The following is a 14,243-nucleotide window of genomic DNA, read 5'->3' on the forward strand; positions in this document are numbered from 1 at the left end:
CAACGCGCTGCATGGCACCGGCTGCGCCGGTGTTCGCGGCTCAAGCCGCTGCCACACGGTCCGTGCTAATTCAATGAGTCATGTGCAGTTCTATGAGAGCAGGCGGTGCTCATCCGCCCAGGGCGATGATCGCCACGATCAGTGACGCCCCGACTACTGCCAGCACCATGCCGGTCAACAGGGTGCGGCCACCGGAGTAGCGTGCCAGCAGCCAGCCCGCAAGGAAGAGCATGGCCAGGGCGACCAGGTTCGACACCCGGATGGCTATACCAGTGGTCTCGATCAGCAGGAACGGGATGACCATCGGGAAGGTCGCCAGTACCACCAGCAGGAAAGTGGCCAATGCAGCCTTGAAATCATCCAGCCCCAGGCGTGCTGGCAGCGGGCGGGCAGCATCGCGCAGCATCCGCCCGCGCAGCATCTCCAGCCCGTCTTCATCCAGAGCCCGGCCAATGCGTTCAGGTAGCGCATCGGCAATCAGCCTGCGCCCCTGGCTGACATCACCGGCTTGCAGGCGGGCCAGCAAGGTCCGACTGCGGGTGCGCTCGGTCCAGGTACGCAGCAAATAAATGACCGCATCAGCCAGGCCCCAGGCCAGGTTGCAGCCGAACGCGGCAATCAGCATCAGCCGGGCATCTTCGCGCCCTGCCGTGGCCACGCTAAGCGAGCCGATGAAGGTCATTGCCATCAACAGGCCGAAGATGACTTCGGTGATCCGGTCGATCGGTTCCAGCACGCCCCATTTGCGCGGTTGCTCGTCTTGTCCCATCGCACCCTCCGGCCCCTGGAACCATCGATAGTCACTATCGAGAATGGCAATTTCTGCCGAACGACATGGCCGAATAAGCTAGCTCCATCGACTCGCCGCACATGACCCGGCCTCTGGAGCTACCTGATGAACACCCTGGCCCGCCTGCTGTCCGTCACCCTTGCCGTTTTTGCCATCGCCATCACCAGCGGCTGTGCCAGCCACCCCGAACTGCGCCCCTACAGCGCCGAAGAAACCCGTCAACTGCAACTGGAAGCACTGCAACGCCGTGGCCTGTCGCTGGACGACTACGAGCAGCAACGTCGGGTGATCCAGCGTGCCGGCAACCTGCCTGTGGTGTCCGAAGCTGCCGACGCCGACCGTTCGACCAAAGGCTGAGTGAAGCTTCCCGGCGGTTCCCTCCCGTTACCCGCTCAGGTTGGGCTACGAGGTGAGGGTTGATCCATTATAGTCAGCCAAGCATTGCATGCCCCGACAGTCGTGGTGGTGCCGATGCTCATGGTGTGGGCACCTCTGAGATCAGTTGTTGTCATAGCGGCCATGCTTTTAGGGCCAGCACCGATATACAACAGAGTGTTTATCTGACGCCACCACCGAATCGCCCGGATCTATACCGCTGCCACCGCCTCGATCTCCACCAGCATGCCGTCCAGCGCCAACCGGGGTACCGGTATCAGCGTGCAGGTCGGTTTCATGTGTGGGCCCCAGGCCCTGTCAGCCTCGGCTACCCACTGACGCAGTCGTGTCTCGGAATGCTCGACGATCAGAAGGGTCAGCTTGAACACCTGGGCCAGGCTGGCGCCTTTCGAGGCCAGGGCAATCTCCAGGTTGGCCAGCGCCTGACGCGCCTGTTCGGCAAACAGCGGCGACAGCTGCCCGTTGTGGTCCTCTCCGCCCTGGCCGGCGATGAACAGCAGGCGGCTATCGGCATGAACCTCGGCGACATGGGAGTAGGCATTACCGCTGGGGTCGTACAGACCTTCGGGGTTGCTCAGCTGGAATGCGGTTGAATGGCTCACGGTAAGCCCTCCATCAGTTGAAAGAGTGACGGAGTATCAGACCTCGAGTTAACTCGAGGTCAAGCGCGGATTGTGGAAGCGGGCTTGCTTGCGAAGCAGGCGCCGCAGGGTAGGACGTTTCGCACAGCGCACTGGATCCTCTGAACCACGCGTCTGTATGCGCAGTGGTCGCCAGGCGCTAGATTGCAAGGCCCGGCATGGACGCCTGTACTTAAGAAGGATAAAGCGATGAGCAAATATGATTTTCAACTGGCCTATACCATCAAGCCAAACAACCCTGCCCGAGATGAAACCGATGCGGCGCAGGCGCGCCTGCATCTGCGCGAGAAGATGGGCCTGGACACCGTCGAGCACATTGAAACCACCTTGCTCGGGGTGATCACACTCAAAAGCACCACACACGCAGACCGCAAGCGCGAGGCCGAAAAGCTGTTTCGCAACTACATCCATGAAGCACTCAAGCAACTGCGTGTGCTGTCGACCGTGCAGTTCTACGGTTGCCTGATGGTGGATGGGCTGGGGTCAGCCATTCGCTTCGACATCCTGCCCAAGTGAACATCGACGGCATCAGGCGCCCCCGCGTCTGATGCCGCACACCGTCATTTTTCCTGTAGTACTGCCCTGCCCTTGACTGCCCGAGGCCCGCGCCAGGCCCAGAACAGCAAGCCGGGGAATGGCGCGTAGACCACGAAGACGATCCACAACATCTTGCGCTCGGCGCGCCGGTCGCTGCCGATGATGTGCCAGATGGCCCAGACTTCCAGCAGGACTACAAAGGCCGCGATGATGATCCAGATCGTTCCGATTTCCATGAGCGCTCTCCCATTTGGCATGTAATGGGTTGGGTTGCAGAGGCTGCCGAGGGTTCAGATTGATTTGGCCGGCGGTATGGCACCGCGGCCCTTTGTAGGAGCGGCCTTGTGTCGCGATGGGCTGCGCAGCAGCCCCAGGATTTTTGCCCTACGAAAGACCGCAGGGGGCTGCTTTGCAGCCCATCGCGACACAAGGCCGCTCCTACAGGGAGCAGTGACAGCTCTCAATGCCGTGGTGCAGTCTCCAGCGCCGCCTTCAACGCCTGGGCATCGGTAAACGCCCGCTGACTCACCAGCGTGCCCTGCTCCAACTGCAGCCACTGCACCTGGCCATCCTGCCCGGGATAACGGCTGGCCACCCGCCCGTCACGGTCAAGCAGCACCCGATAGCTGTAATCACGCATGGCGGGAATGGCGAACAGCTTGCTGATCAGCGCCGGCATGCGCTGGATGTCGGCAACGAACACCGCATCGCGCGCCTCCAGGTAACCCTTGGGCTGTTCGGCCAGCGCCGCCTTCACCAGCTTGGCACCGTCCATGTCGCGCGCCACCAGCAGAATGTGTGTACCGGCATCAAGGCTATAGGCCTGGTCGTACTGGTCGAGCAGCGTCCATGGGGCGAGCTTGTCGCCCGGCTCCAGGGCATTGGCCAGCAATGGCATCAGGCAAAGCAACAGGGCAGTGGCGTACTTCATCAAGGGCATCCTCAGAGACGGGACATCAGCATAGCGGTAACGGTCCAAGCCTGACAGGTTGCCTGAACGCGACCTCGAATACGACGCGGCCACCCGGGAGATTGTCTTTCCCCCAGCCACCCGCCACACTCTCGAGGCCAGCCAGGAAGCGGAGTCCAGAGTGCCCACGCCACGCCAGTTCAGCAAGAAGACCAGCACCAGCAACATGTTGCGGCTGAAGTCCACCAGCGCCAATGCCCAGTCCCCCTATCGGGTCGATTTCGTTTTGCTCGAACATTTCTCGATGGCCAGCTTCACCGTGGCCATGGACGTGCTGGTCACGGCCAACTTGCTGCGCGCCGACAGTTTCCGGTTCACCCCGCTGTCGCTGCAAGGCGACCGCGTGCTCAGCGACCTGGGGTTGGAACTGGTGGCCACCGAGTTGTCCGCCGAGGCGCTGAAGGATCTGGACCTGCTGGTGATCTGCGGCGGCTTGCGTACGCCATTGAAGTACCCGGAGCTTGACCGCCTGCTGGGTGATTGCGCGGCCCACGGCATGGCCCTCGGCGGGCTGTGGAACGGCGCGTGGTTCCTCGGCCGCGCCGGGGTGCTGGACGACTATGGCTGCAGTATCCACCCCGAGCAGCGTGCCAGCCTGTCCGAGCGCAGCCCGCAGACACGCATCACCCCGGCCAGCTTCACCCTCGACCGCGACCGCCTCAGCGCCGCCAGCCCCAATGGCGCGATGGAGCTGATGCTCGGCCTGGTGCGCCGGCTATACGGCGACGGCCTGGCCGAAGGCGTCGAGGAGATCCTGTCGTTCTCCGGTGCCCGCTACCGGCAGGTCGGCCCGGGAGCGAAGAAATCCATGAGCCTGCACCTGCGCACCATCGTCGAGCTGATGGAGAACAACCTCGAGGAAACCCTCAGCCTCGACCAGCTGGCCGCCTACAGCGGGCGCTCGCGTCGGCAGATCGACCGCCTTTTCCAGGCCCAGCTGGGTACTTCGCCGCGGCGTTACTACATGGAACTGCGCATCACCAAAAGCCGCCGGCTGCTGCAGTATTCCGACCTGTCAGTGATGGAAGTGGCCGTGGCCTGCGGGTTTGTTTCGGTGTCGCACTTCAGCAAATGCTATGCAGCTTACTTTGGATACCCGCCGTCACGCGAGCAGCGGTTGGGCGAGTGAGGTTCAAGGCTTGTTGAGGTGTCGCCTGGGCCGGCCCTTTCGCGGGTAAACCCGCTCCCACAGGTACTGTGCGAATCTTTGGGACAGCGGTGATCCTGTGGGAGCGGGTTTACCCGCGAAGAGGCCAGCCAGGCACTGGATAACGTTCAGGGGCGGCGCTCGATCTGGATATACCGCAGCACAGCATCGCAGATCATGGCCTTGTGACGCAGCTTGACCTGTTCATCGGACAGGTCGATCTGGAATATCTCCCCGAAAGTATGACGGTTCGAAACCCGGTAGAAGCAGAACGAACTCATCAGCATGTGCAGGTCAATGACCTCGATGCCGGCGCGAAACACGCCTTCCTGTACACCGCGGCGCAGGGTATTGCCCAGGGCCTCGAGCACCAGGCTGCTCATTTCGCGAATCGCCGGCGACTGTTTGACATACTCGCCATAGTGGATGTTTTCGGTGCAGATGATTCGCACGAAATCGACGTTGCGGTCGTGGTGATCGAAGGTGAACTCCACCAGCCGGCGGATCGCCTGCTCGGCCGGCAGCGACTCCAGGTCCAGGCTTTGCTCGGTCTTGCGAATATCGCCGTACAGTTTGACCAGGCACTCGCAGTACAGCTGCTCCTTGCTGCCGAAGTAGTAGTAGATCATGCGCTTGGAGGTGGCAGTGCGCTCGGCGATGGCGTCGACGCGGGCACCAGCCAGCCCTTGCTGGACGAACTCGTTGATGGCGGCCTGGAGGATGTCCTCGCGCGTTTTTTCGGGGTTGTTCTTGCGCGTCTTGCGCCCCCCTTCGGTTTCAGGCTGGCCGAGGCTGACTACGGAATCACTCATACCCACTCACAGGCTGTTCATTGGAATGAAGGGATTATCCGCGAGCATGGCCATGCAGGGAAGCGCGCTGTTGGTCGGGTAGCCATCAGGCCGGACGCATCATCACAAAACAAATGGATATAAAAATAACAAAACAATCTAACGAACGGGAATATAAAAATTGAAAGCCGAGCACCTCCTCCTTAGTCTGGGCGCATCGTTTCCCACCCGATCCAAGGAGCAATACCCATGGCCACCCGCGCCTTCTCCCCCCTGCGCCGCCTGCTGATCGGCGGCCTGCTGGCCAGCGTCGCCAGCACCCTGCTGCCCTGGTCTGAAGCCCTTGCCGACGAGGCCAAGACCCTGCGCATCGGCTACCAGAAGTTCAACAGCATCAACATCCTCAAGGGCAGCGGCGCCCTGGAGAAGGCCCTGGCGCCGCAAGGCGTGACAGTCAGCTGGCACGAGTTCGCCGCCGGCCCGCAGTTGCTCGAAGCCCTGAGCACCGGCGCCATCGACCTTGGCCATGCCGCCGACGCCCCCTCGGTGTTCGCCCAGGCTGCAGGCAAGCCGGTGGTGTACCTGGCCGCCGAACAACCTTACCCACGCGGCATCGGTCTGGTGGTGCGCGAGCAGGATCACCTGGCCAGCGTGCAAGACCTCAAGGGCAAGCGCGTGGCCACCGGCCGCGGCTGGAACGCCCAGTACCTGCTTGCCGTTGCCCTGGAGCAGGCCGGCCTCAGCTACCAGGACATCACCCCGGCCTACGTCAACAACGCCGCCGATGCCGTCGCCGCACTGCAATCGGGCAGCGTCCAGGCCGTGACCCTGTGGGACCCGTTCCTCGCCGCCGCAGAAAGCCAGCCGGGCCTGAAGAACCTGCGCGACGGCAGCGGCCTGTCCAACAACCGCACCTTCTACCTGTCCACCGCCAGCTTCGCCGACCAGCACCGCGATTTGCTGAAGACTTTCTTCAGCGAACTGGGCAAGGTCAGCCAGTGGGCCAATGCCAAGCCTGCGGAAGTCGCCACACTGCTGGCCCCGCAACTGGGGATCAACGCCAACGTACTGCAAGTGGCTAGCGAACGGCGCAACTACAACGCCGTGGCCATTACCCCGCAGATCGTTGCCGAGCAACAGAAGCTGGCCGATACCTTCCAGAGCCTGGGCCTGATTCCACGGAAGCTGCAGGTGGCCGACGCGGTCTACCCGGCTTCCGTATTGCCTTGAGCGGAGTACGCCCACCATGCCCCGCCCGATCCGCTTCAACGCCTTCAGCATGAATGCCGCCAGCCACCAGTCCCCCGGTCTGTGGCGCCACCCGCGCAACACCAGCGTGGCCTTCAACCGCCTAAGCTACTGGACCGACCTTGCGCGCCTGCTCGAACGCGGCCTGTTCGACGCCCTGTTCATCGCCGATGTGCTGGGTATCTACGACGTCTACCAGGGCGGCCCCGATGCCGCCCTGCGCGGTGGCGTGCAGGTGCCGGTCAACGACCCTCTGCTGCTGGTGCCGGCCATGGCCGGGGTTACCGAGCACCTGGGGTTCGGCGTCACCTTCTCGCTCACCTATGAACACCCCTACCCCTTCGCCCGGCGCATGTCCACGCTCGACCACCTGAGCAATGGCAGGGTCGGCTGGAACATCGTCACCGGCTACCTCGACAGCGCCGCGCGCAACCTGGGCCTGGCGCGTCAGCTGGGCCACGACCAACGCTATGACCTGGCCGAGGAATACCTGCAGGTGCTGTACAAGCTGTGGGAGAAAAGCTGGGACGATGACGCAGTGCTGCTGGAGCGTGACAGCGCGCGCTACATCGAACCCTCCCGGGTGCACCCCATCAACCATGTAGGCGAGCACTTCCAGATAGCTGGCATACACCTATGCCAACCTTCGCCGCAACGCACGCCGGTGCTGTTCCAGGCCGGTGCTTCGGCGCGCGGCCAGCAGTTCGCAGCGCGGCATGCCGAATGCGTGTTCATCAGCGGGCCGACCCCCACGGTACTGCGCCGCTACGCCGATGGCATCCGCCAGGCCGGCCAGGCAGCCGGGCGTGACCGTGACGAGGTGCTGATCTACGCCCAGGCGCTGTTGATCGTCGCCCCCACCAGGGAGGAAGCCGAGGCGCGCTTCGCCGAGTACCGCCGCTATGTCGACCTGGACGCCGCCCTGGCGCTGCTGTCAGGCTGGACCGGCATCGACTTTGCCGGCCTCGATCCCGATGCGCCCATCGAATACGTCGAGAACGACGCCGGCCGCGCGGCCCTGGCCGCCTTCACCGCCGCCGATCCGAACCGCCGCTGGACCGTGCGCGAGGCTGCCGAATTCGTTGGCCTGGGTGGCCGTGGCCCGGTGCTGGTGGGTGCTGCCAGCGAGGTGGCCGACCAGCTGGAAAGCTGGCTGGACCAGACCGGCATCGATGGCTTCAACCTGACCTACGCGGTGCAACCAGACGACCTGGCCCATGTGGTCGAGCTGCTGGTGCCAGAACTGCAACGCCGTGGCCGCTACCCGCTGAGCTATGCTGACGGCACCTTGCGCCACAAGCTGTTCGGCCAGGGCGACCGCTTGCAGGAAGGGCACGCTGGCCGTCAGGTTCGCATTCAGCCGGCAAATACCGGGTATTCCAACATTTAATTTGTAGATGGCGCGCGCTCGACCCTATTCTGTCGCCACATCCCCTGCGCCGCACCGGCCGGTGCGGTTCACGGCATGGGGAGAGAACAACAAGTCGAGATCGTCCATGTCGAACCATTCGTACTTCGCCCCCCACGGTGGGCACCCAGCTCAGACCGAGCTGCTGACTGACCGTGCCATGTTCACCGAAGCCTATGCCGTCATCCCCAAAGGCGTGATGCGTGACATCGTCACCAGCCACCTGCCGTTCTGGGACAAGATGCGCATGTGGGTCATCGCCCGCCCACTGACCGGCTTTGCCGAAACCTTCTCCCAGTACATCGTCGAAGTGGCCCCGGAAGGCGGCAGCGAGCGCCCTGAGCTGGACCCGAACGCCGAAGCCGTGGTGTTCATCGTCGAAGGCGAACTGGACATCACCGTCGAAGGCAAGCACCACACCCTGGTACCGGGCGGCTACGCCTTCCTGGCCCCGGGCGCCGAGTGGAGCCTGCGCAACAACAGCAAGTCCAACGTCACCTTCCACTGGCTGCGCAAGCACTACCAGAAGGTCGAAGGCCTGGACGTTCCCGAGTCGTTCGTTACCCACCGTGACAACGCCACCGTCATCGAAATGCCGGGCACCGAAGGCCGCTGGGTCACCACCCGCTTCGTCGACATGGCCGACATGCGCCACGACATGCACGTGAACATCGTCACCTTCCAGCCGGGCGGCGTGATCCCGTTCGCCGAGACCCACGTGATGGAACACGGCCTGTACGTGCTGGAAGGCAAGGCGGTGTACCGCCTGAACCAGGACTGGGTCGAAGTGGAAGCCGGCGACTTCATGTGGCTGCGCGCCTTCTGCCCACAAGCCTGCTACGCCGGCGGCCCAGGCAAGTTCAGCTACCTGCTGTACAAGGATGTGAACCGTCACGTGCACCTGACGCTGAACCCTAAGCGTTGATGCATTGGGGGCGCTTTGCGCCCCTTTCGCGACACAAGGCCGCTCCCACAAAAGTACGGCGTACGCCGAACCCTGTGGGAGCGGCCTTGTGTCGCGAAAGGGCTGCAAAGCAGCCCCAGTGGCCACATACTGAAAACCCTGCCCTCGCGCGGTACCAGCCATGAACCGCTGCCTGCTGCTCGCCGCCCTGCTGCTCTGTACCCCCGTCTCAGCCGCCGATGAGTGGAACCTGGCCTACGACCGCGAAGGCATCCGCGTGTACCTGAGTGGCGTGGCCGACTCGCCCTATCAGCAATTCCGTGGTATCAGCACCATGAAAGCCAGCGTTCGCACGCTCACCGACCTGCAGGAGAACCTGCGGGTGGCCTGCAAGTGGCTGTACGCCTGCGCCGAGATGCGCTTGCTGGATGTGGAAGGCGAAAACACCTGGGTGTACCTGACCACCAACCTGCCTTGGCCGACGATGCCGCGGGACATCGTGCTGAAGGTCACGACCGAACGCCTGGATGATGGCACGCTGCTGCGCCACCTGAGCGCCGACCCCGGCAGGATCCCCAGAGTAAAGGGGCTGATCCGTGTACAGCACCTCAGCGGCGAGTGGCGGATGAAACCGCTGGGTGAACGCAAGACCGAAGTGACCTACCAACTGCAGGCCGACCCTGCCGGGGATGTGCCGGGGTGGCTGGCCAACCGGTTTGTGGTGGATGCGCCAGTGGTGACGTTGCGCACCTTGCGGGCGGTGGCCGAGCGCCAGCCCTGAAATAAGAGGCCCGCCCGCTACAGTCCCGCGAAAGCCGCTTGATTCTGCCAGCGGCATGGCTCAAGCGGAGCGCTACAGAATGCACACAGCCAAAGGGATTTTGTGCAGTTTGAAAAGCCTGGGTGACAGTTTGCGCAAGGCACCCGCCAGCAGGCTTGACCCAGCGATTACATCTTGTAAGTCGAGAGCAGGATACTGGTTTCGGTATTTTCGATGTGCGGTATCGAGCGGATGGCGTTCAACGCCCGGTCGAAGGCCTCCAGGGTGTCTGCACGCAGCTCTGCCATCAGGTCCCAGCGGCCATTGGTGCTATGGATGGCCACCACGTTGGGATGCCCACGCAACGCGTGCTTGACCTCTGCGGCGTGGTGGCCGCTGATGCCAATGCTGGTGATCGCCCGTACGCCCTGTTCCAGCGCATCGGAGCGCAGGCGTACCGTGTAGCCGATGATCACGCCCTGCTCTTCAAGTCGGGTGATGCGGTTTTGCACGGTTGCCCTGGCCACCTTGAGCTTCTTCGCCAGGGTCAGGACGGGGGTACGCGCGTTATCCCGCAACAGTGCAATCAGTTCCCGATCGATAGTATCCATGGATGCCTGCCAAATAATCAGATTGCTATTTTTGGGTGGCAGATTGTCTAGAAAGCTGATGAAACTGGCAACCTGCTCGCTTCATCTTGACGCAACCTTTCATCAAAATGCTCATGCCACTACAACAATCTCAAGCGTTCATCCTGCAGTGACTGGAGTGAGAGCGCAATAATCAGGTGCAAGAGCATGACGTATTTCATTGATGTTCCAACCATGTCGGACTTGGTGCATGACATTGGCGTAGCGCCGTTCATTGGCGAACTGGCCGCAGCCATTCGCGAAGATTTCAAACGCTGGCAGGAGTTTGATAAATCCGCGCGTGTTGCCAGCCATTCAGAAGTCGGTGTGATCGAACTGATGCCGGTTGCCGACAACAGCCGCTACGCCTTCAAATACGTCAACGGCCATCCGGCCAACACCGCCCGCGACCTGCATACGGTAATGGCCTTCGGCGTGCTGGCCGATGTCGACACCGGCTACCCGGTGCTGCTATCCGAACTGACCATCGCGACTGCCTTGCGCACTGCGGCCACCTCGCTGATGGCGGCCCAGGCGCTAGCACGGCCGAACTCGCGCAGGATGGCGTTGATCGGCAACGGTGCACAAAGCGAATTCCAGGCACTGGCCTTCCACAAGCATCTGGGCATCGAAGAAATCGTCGCCTACGACACCGACCCGCAGGCCACCGCCAAGCTGATCGCCAACCTGAAGGAATATAGCGGCCTCACGATCCGCCGCGCCGGCTCGGTGGCCGAAGCGGTGAGAGGCGTGGACGTCATCACCACGGTAACCGCCGACAAGGCCTACGCCACCATCATCACCCCCGACATGCTCGAACCCGGCATGCACCTGAATGCCGTTGGGGGCGACTGCCCGGGCAAGACCGAGCTGCATGCCGATGTGCTGCGCAACGCCCGGGTATTCGTCGAGTACGAGCCGCAAACCCGCATCGAAGGTGACATCCAGCAGTTGCCCGCGGACTTCCCGGTGGTCGACCTGTGGCGCGTGCTGCGCGGCGAAACCGAGGGCCGCCAGAACGACGGCCAGGTCACCGTGTTCGACTCGGTGGGCTTCGCCCTGGAAGACTACACCGTACTACGGTACGTACTACAGCAAGCCGAAAAACGCGGCATGGGTAGCAAGATCGACCTGGTGCCATGGGTGGAAGACGACCCGAAAGACCTGTTCAGCCATACCCGCGGCCGCGCTGCCAAAAGCCGTATCCGACGCGTTGCCTGACAAATCGTCAGATCCCGCCGCCTGCAAGCAATTGCGTCATCACCTCGGCCAACGCCTTGACCATCACATCCGCCGTCGGCCGGTGGACAATGACGATTTCATAGCTGTCGACCTCCGGCAGCCCCTGTTCTGCCCCCAGCACCCGGTGCTCGCCAGTGGCTGCCCGTGGCGGCAGCAGGCTGACGCCCATGCCATCGGCGACTGCAGCCTGGATGCCGCTGAGGCTGGAGCTGGTGAAGCTGATGCGCCAACGCCGGCCCATGCCTTCGATGGCGGTAATCATGTCGTCGCGGTACAGGCCGCGAGGCGGGAAGGTCACCAGCGGTACCGGGTCCAGCTCGAAGGCGGGCGTGCGCGCGCTGTCGATCCACTGCAGGCGCTCGGGCCAGCAGGCCACGCCTTCGCGACTGTTGCGCCGCTGCTTGAGCAACACCAGGTCGAGCTCACCGTTGTCGTAGGCCTGGCTGAGGTCGCGGCACAGGCCGCTGGTCACTTCCAGCTTCACCTGTGGGTGCAGCCGGCTGAACGCCGATAGTGCATTGGTGGTACGCCCGCCCACGAAGTCCTCGGGCACCCCAAGGCGCACGGTCACGCCAACCATCGCACCGGCCAGGGCTTCGAGCATCTGGTCGTTGAGGGCCAGCATGTGCCGGGCATAGCCAAGCAGGGTCTGCCCGGCATCGGTCGGCAGCACATCGCGATTACCACGCACCAGCAGACGGTGGCCAACCATATCCTCAAGACGGCGCACCTTCTGGCTGATGGTCGATTGGGTGGAGTGCAGGCGGGCAGCAGCCGTGGTGAAGCTGCCGCAATCGGCCACCACGACTATGGCGCGCAGCAGGTCGAGGTCGAACAGGGCCCTATTCGATTTCGCGCTGATGGACATCTTGATATTCAACTTCTGAATGGCAAGACTGACTTCTATCACGCTACCTGCTACGCCGCAATGCACACCGCCTAGTCGCCGAGTGCCACGCCTTCGCGCCGAGGGTCGGCACCGCCCGACCAACCTTCACCACTGCGCTGGATGACCTGCAGGCCACTGGTCATGGTCATCGGCGTCACCTCATGCCCCCAGGCCGCCAACTGGTGGATCAGCGTCGGGCTGGCCAGCCCCGCCTCTACCTCGGTACCGGCATTACGGCTACCGAAGTTAGGCAGGCCTGCGGCCTGCTGCGGGTCGAGCTGCCAATCCAGCAGGCCGATCAGCGCCTTGTTCACATAGCCGATGATCTGCGAACCGCCGGGCGAGCCAAGGCTGGCCACCAGCTCGCCAGAGGTTCGCGAGAACACCAGGGTCGGCGCCATGGCCGACAGCGGCCGCTTGCCCGGTTGCACCCGGTTGGCCACGGGCTTGCCCTGTTCCTGAGGGATGAACGAGAAGTCAGTCAGGTGGTTGTTGAGCAGAAAGCCCTTGACCATCAGGTGCGAGCCGAATGCCGCCTCCACCGACGTGGTCATGGCCAGAGCTTGGCCGCGGTTATCCACCGCACTCAGGTGCGAGGTGGAAATGCGCAGTGGCGAGCGGTCAGGCGCAAGGGCCAGATCCGCACCCTGCGGCTGCCCCGGGCGGGCGCGTTTCATGCTGTACTTGCCAATCTGCGCGGCGCGGCTGGCCAGGTACGCGGAGTCGGTCAGGGCCTTGAGCGGAACCGGCACGTAATCGCTGTCGGCCAGGTACTGGGCGCGGTCGGCATAGGCCAGGCGCTCGGCCTCGGTAACCAGGTGCACGGCCATCGGCGTGGCTTCCAGGCCGGCAGCTGACGAAGTGCGCAGCGGCCGCATGACTGCAAGGTCGCGTTGCGGCGAAGTCCGCTGCAGTGCTTCCAGGATGCCCAGGGTCTGCAGCACTGCCACGCCGCCCGACGAGGGTGGCGGCATGCCACAGATGCGCCAGGCCTTGTAAGGGCCGCACAGCGGCTCGCGCGCCCTGGCCTGGTACTGCTGCATATCCTGTAACGACAGGTAGCCAGCATTGGCATGGCTGCGAACCTTGGCGACGATGGCTTCGGCGATCTCGCCGCTGTAGAACACCTCGGGGCCCTGCGCAGCAATCTGCTCGAAAGTTTGCGCAAGCTCAGGGTTGCGCAAGGTAGTCCCCACCGGCAGCGGGTTGCCCTGTTCATCCAGGAAATAGCGGGCCATGGCCGGTGAACCGGCAATGAACGGGTCGCCAGCGACCAGGGTATGAAGGCGTTCGGAAACCGCGAAACCGTTACGTGCCAGCGCAATGGCTGGGGCGAACAGGTCGCGCCAGGGCAGCTTGCCGTACTGCTCATGGGCCAGCTTCAAAGCACGCAGAACCCCTGGCACGCCGACCGAACGCCCGCCAATCTGCGCCGCCCTGAATGGCATCGGTGAACCATCGGCTTGCAGGAACAGGTTTTCCGTCACCGCCGCCGGGGCTGCCTCGCGGCCGTCGAACGCCTGCACGCGCCGGCCATCCCAGTAGAGGATGAAAGCCCCGCCGCCAATCCCGCTGGATTGCGGTTCGACCAGGGTCAGCACCATCTGCATGGCGATAGCCGCGTCGATGGCGCTACCACCGGCACGCAGCATCGCCCGCCCCGCTTCGCTGGCCAGCGGATTGGCGGCGGCGGCCATGTGCCGGCTGGCATGCACCGGTTGCAGGCCAGTGCGGTAGCCGGAGGCCAGTTCCGGTGGCGCGGGCAGCACCTGGTCGGCACAGGCCCAGCCACTGGCAGCTACCAGGCACAAGGCGCCCATCAGGGGGGTGGAGAATGTCATAGTCGTGCTTCCTGCCATTACCTGTTCAGCAAGGCACTGTCGGTCATGCA

16 protein-coding genes are annotated in these 14,243 nt (G+C 63.4%); 8 read left to right on the top strand and 8 right to left on the bottom strand.

What is annotated here, in order from left to right; genetic code table 11:
• Positions 1-109 precede the first annotated feature (109 nt).
• Positions 110-769 carry a VIT1/CCC1 transporter family protein gene (locus CAY82_RS14125; protein ID WP_087501759.1) on the bottom strand — a complete coding sequence of 220 codons (660 nt, stop codon included), beginning with the start codon at positions 767-769 and terminating at the stop codon, positions 110-112.
• 126 nt (positions 770-895) lie between these two features.
• Between CAY82_RS14125 and CAY82_RS14130 the strand changes: the two genes are divergently transcribed.
• Positions 896-1,147 (top strand): hypothetical protein, encoded by a 252-nt coding sequence (locus CAY82_RS14130; RefSeq protein ID WP_087501760.1) that lies wholly within the window; start codon positions 896-898, stop codon positions 1,145-1,147.
• Positions 1,148-1,377: 230 nt separating this feature from the next.
• Here the strand turns inward: CAY82_RS14130 and CAY82_RS14135 are convergent, their stop codons facing one another.
• Positions 1,378-1,788 carry a RidA family protein gene (locus CAY82_RS14135; protein WP_087501761.1) on the bottom strand — a complete coding sequence of 137 codons (411 nt, stop codon included), beginning with the start codon at positions 1,786-1,788 and terminating at the stop codon, positions 1,378-1,380.
• Positions 1,789-2,016: 228 nt separating this feature from the next.
• Here CAY82_RS14135 and CAY82_RS14140 point away from each other — a divergent pair, with 228 nt between their 5' ends.
• Positions 2,017-2,343, top strand: a complete 327-nt coding sequence (locus CAY82_RS14140; RefSeq protein ID WP_087501762.1) for a hypothetical protein — start codon at positions 2,017-2,019, stop codon at positions 2,341-2,343.
• A gap of 44 nt (positions 2,344-2,387) precedes the next feature.
• Here CAY82_RS14140 and CAY82_RS14145 read toward each other — a convergent pair whose 3' ends face one another.
• Together CAY82_RS14145 and CAY82_RS14150 are read right to left on the bottom strand one after the other, a co-directional pair.
• Positions 2,388-2,600, bottom strand: a complete 213-nt coding sequence (locus CAY82_RS14145) for a PLDc N-terminal domain-containing protein (protein WP_087501763.1) — start codon at positions 2,598-2,600, stop codon at positions 2,388-2,390.
• Positions 2,601-2,824: 224 nt separating this feature from the next.
• The gene (locus CAY82_RS14150) at positions 2,825-3,295 is read right to left on the bottom strand and encodes an FAD/FMN-containing dehydrogenase (protein WP_087501764.1); all 471 of its coding nucleotides are present in this window, start codon (positions 3,293-3,295) and stop codon (positions 2,825-2,827) included.
• Positions 3,296-3,455: 160 nt separating this feature from the next.
• Here CAY82_RS14150 and CAY82_RS14155 point away from each other — a divergent pair, with 160 nt between their 5' ends.
• Complete coding sequence (locus tag CAY82_RS14155) at positions 3,456-4,463, top strand: GlxA family transcriptional regulator (RefSeq protein WP_087501765.1); 1,008 nt, start codon at positions 3,456-3,458, stop codon at positions 4,461-4,463.
• Between the two features lie 146 nt (positions 4,464-4,609).
• On the opposite strand, the gene CAY82_RS14160 is transcribed toward CAY82_RS14155, so the two are convergent.
• A complete protein-coding gene (locus CAY82_RS14160; RefSeq protein ID WP_087501766.1) occupies positions 4,610-5,293 on the bottom strand; it encodes a TetR/AcrR family transcriptional regulator in 684 nt (227 codons plus the stop codon).
• A 228-nt stretch (positions 5,294-5,521) separates the two neighbouring features.
• On the opposite strand from CAY82_RS14160, the gene CAY82_RS14165 reads away from it, so the two are divergent.
• From CAY82_RS14165 to CAY82_RS14180, 4 genes are all read left to right on the top strand, one after another.
• Positions 5,522-6,502: an aliphatic sulfonate ABC transporter substrate-binding protein gene (locus CAY82_RS14165; RefSeq protein WP_087501767.1), complete on the top strand. Its 981-nt coding sequence runs from the start codon at positions 5,522-5,524 to the stop codon at positions 6,500-6,502.
• A gap of 16 nt (positions 6,503-6,518) precedes the next feature.
• The gene (locus CAY82_RS14170) at positions 6,519-7,910 is read left to right on the top strand and encodes an LLM class flavin-dependent oxidoreductase (protein WP_087501768.1); all 1,392 of its coding nucleotides are present in this window, start codon (positions 6,519-6,521) and stop codon (positions 7,908-7,910) included.
• Positions 7,911-8,016: 106 nt separating this feature from the next.
• The gene (locus CAY82_RS14175) at positions 8,017-8,853 is read left to right on the top strand and encodes a bifunctional allantoicase/(S)-ureidoglycine aminohydrolase (protein WP_013972924.1); all 837 of its coding nucleotides are present in this window, start codon (positions 8,017-8,019) and stop codon (positions 8,851-8,853) included.
• A 160-nt stretch (positions 8,854-9,013) separates the two neighbouring features.
• A complete protein-coding gene (locus CAY82_RS14180; protein ID WP_087501769.1) occupies positions 9,014-9,613 on the top strand; it encodes an START domain-containing protein in 600 nt (199 codons plus the stop codon).
• Positions 9,614-9,780: 167 nt separating this feature from the next.
• Here the strand turns inward: CAY82_RS14180 and CAY82_RS14185 are convergent, their stop codons facing one another.
• A complete protein-coding gene (locus tag CAY82_RS14185) occupies positions 9,781-10,203 on the bottom strand; it encodes an Lrp/AsnC family transcriptional regulator (protein WP_087501770.1) in 423 nt (140 codons plus the stop codon).
• 186 nt (positions 10,204-10,389) lie between these two features.
• Between CAY82_RS14185 and CAY82_RS14190 the strand changes: the two genes are divergently transcribed.
• Complete coding sequence (locus tag CAY82_RS14190) at positions 10,390-11,442, top strand: ornithine cyclodeaminase (protein WP_087501771.1); 1,053 nt, start codon at positions 10,390-10,392, stop codon at positions 11,440-11,442.
• A gap of 7 nt (positions 11,443-11,449) precedes the next feature.
• Here CAY82_RS14190 and CAY82_RS14195 read toward each other — a convergent pair whose 3' ends face one another.
• The gene (locus tag CAY82_RS14195) at positions 11,450-12,331 is read right to left on the bottom strand and encodes a LysR substrate-binding domain-containing protein (protein WP_087501772.1); all 882 of its coding nucleotides are present in this window, start codon (positions 12,329-12,331) and stop codon (positions 11,450-11,452) included.
• 71 nt (positions 12,332-12,402) lie between these two features.
• A complete protein-coding gene (gene ggt / locus CAY82_RS14200) occupies positions 12,403-14,193 on the bottom strand; it encodes a gamma-glutamyltransferase (RefSeq protein ID WP_087501773.1) in 1,791 nt (596 codons plus the stop codon).
• Between the last annotated feature and the right edge of the window lie 50 nt (positions 14,194-14,243).

Source organism: Pseudomonas sp. SID14000 (assembly GCF_002165135.1).
Classification (GTDB): Bacteria; Pseudomonadota; Gammaproteobacteria; order Pseudomonadales; family Pseudomonadaceae; genus Aquipseudomonas.

Coding starts and splice junctions, on each gene's coding strand:
- CAY82_RS14150 (WP_087501764.1), bottom strand. CDS start 3,295: ATGAAGTACGCCACTGCCCTGTTGCTTTGCCTGATGCCATTGCTGGCC.
- CAY82_RS14190 (WP_087501771.1), top strand. CDS start 10,390: ATGACGTATTTCATTGATGTTCCAACCATGTCGGACTTGGTGCATGAC.
- CAY82_RS14175 (WP_013972924.1), top strand. CDS start 8,017: ATGTCGAACCATTCGTACTTCGCCCCCCACGGTGGGCACCCAGCTCAG.
- CAY82_RS14195 (WP_087501772.1), bottom strand. CDS start 12,331: ATGTCCATCAGCGCGAAATCGAATAGGGCCCTGTTCGACCTCGACCTG.
- CAY82_RS14140 (WP_087501762.1), top strand. CDS start 2,017: ATGAGCAAATATGATTTTCAACTGGCCTATACCATCAAGCCAAACAAC.
- CAY82_RS14145 (WP_087501763.1), bottom strand. CDS start 2,600: ATGGAAATCGGAACGATCTGGATCATCATCGCGGCCTTTGTAGTCCTG.
- CAY82_RS14160 (WP_087501766.1), bottom strand. CDS start 5,293: ATGAGTGATTCCGTAGTCAGCCTCGGCCAGCCTGAAACCGAAGGGGGG.
- ggt (WP_087501773.1), bottom strand. CDS start 14,193: ATGACATTCTCCACCCCCCTGATGGGCGCCTTGTGCCTGGTAGCTGCC.
- CAY82_RS14130 (WP_087501760.1), top strand. CDS start 896: ATGAACACCCTGGCCCGCCTGCTGTCCGTCACCCTTGCCGTTTTTGCC.
- CAY82_RS14170 (WP_087501768.1), top strand. CDS start 6,519: ATGCCCCGCCCGATCCGCTTCAACGCCTTCAGCATGAATGCCGCCAGC.
- CAY82_RS14125 (WP_087501759.1), bottom strand. CDS start 769: ATGGGACAAGACGAGCAACCGCGCAAATGGGGCGTGCTGGAACCGATC.
- CAY82_RS14165 (WP_087501767.1), top strand. CDS start 5,522: ATGGCCACCCGCGCCTTCTCCCCCCTGCGCCGCCTGCTGATCGGCGGC.
- CAY82_RS14185 (WP_087501770.1), bottom strand. CDS start 10,203: ATGGATACTATCGATCGGGAACTGATTGCACTGTTGCGGGATAACGCG.
- CAY82_RS14180 (WP_087501769.1), top strand. CDS start 9,014: ATGAACCGCTGCCTGCTGCTCGCCGCCCTGCTGCTCTGTACCCCCGTC.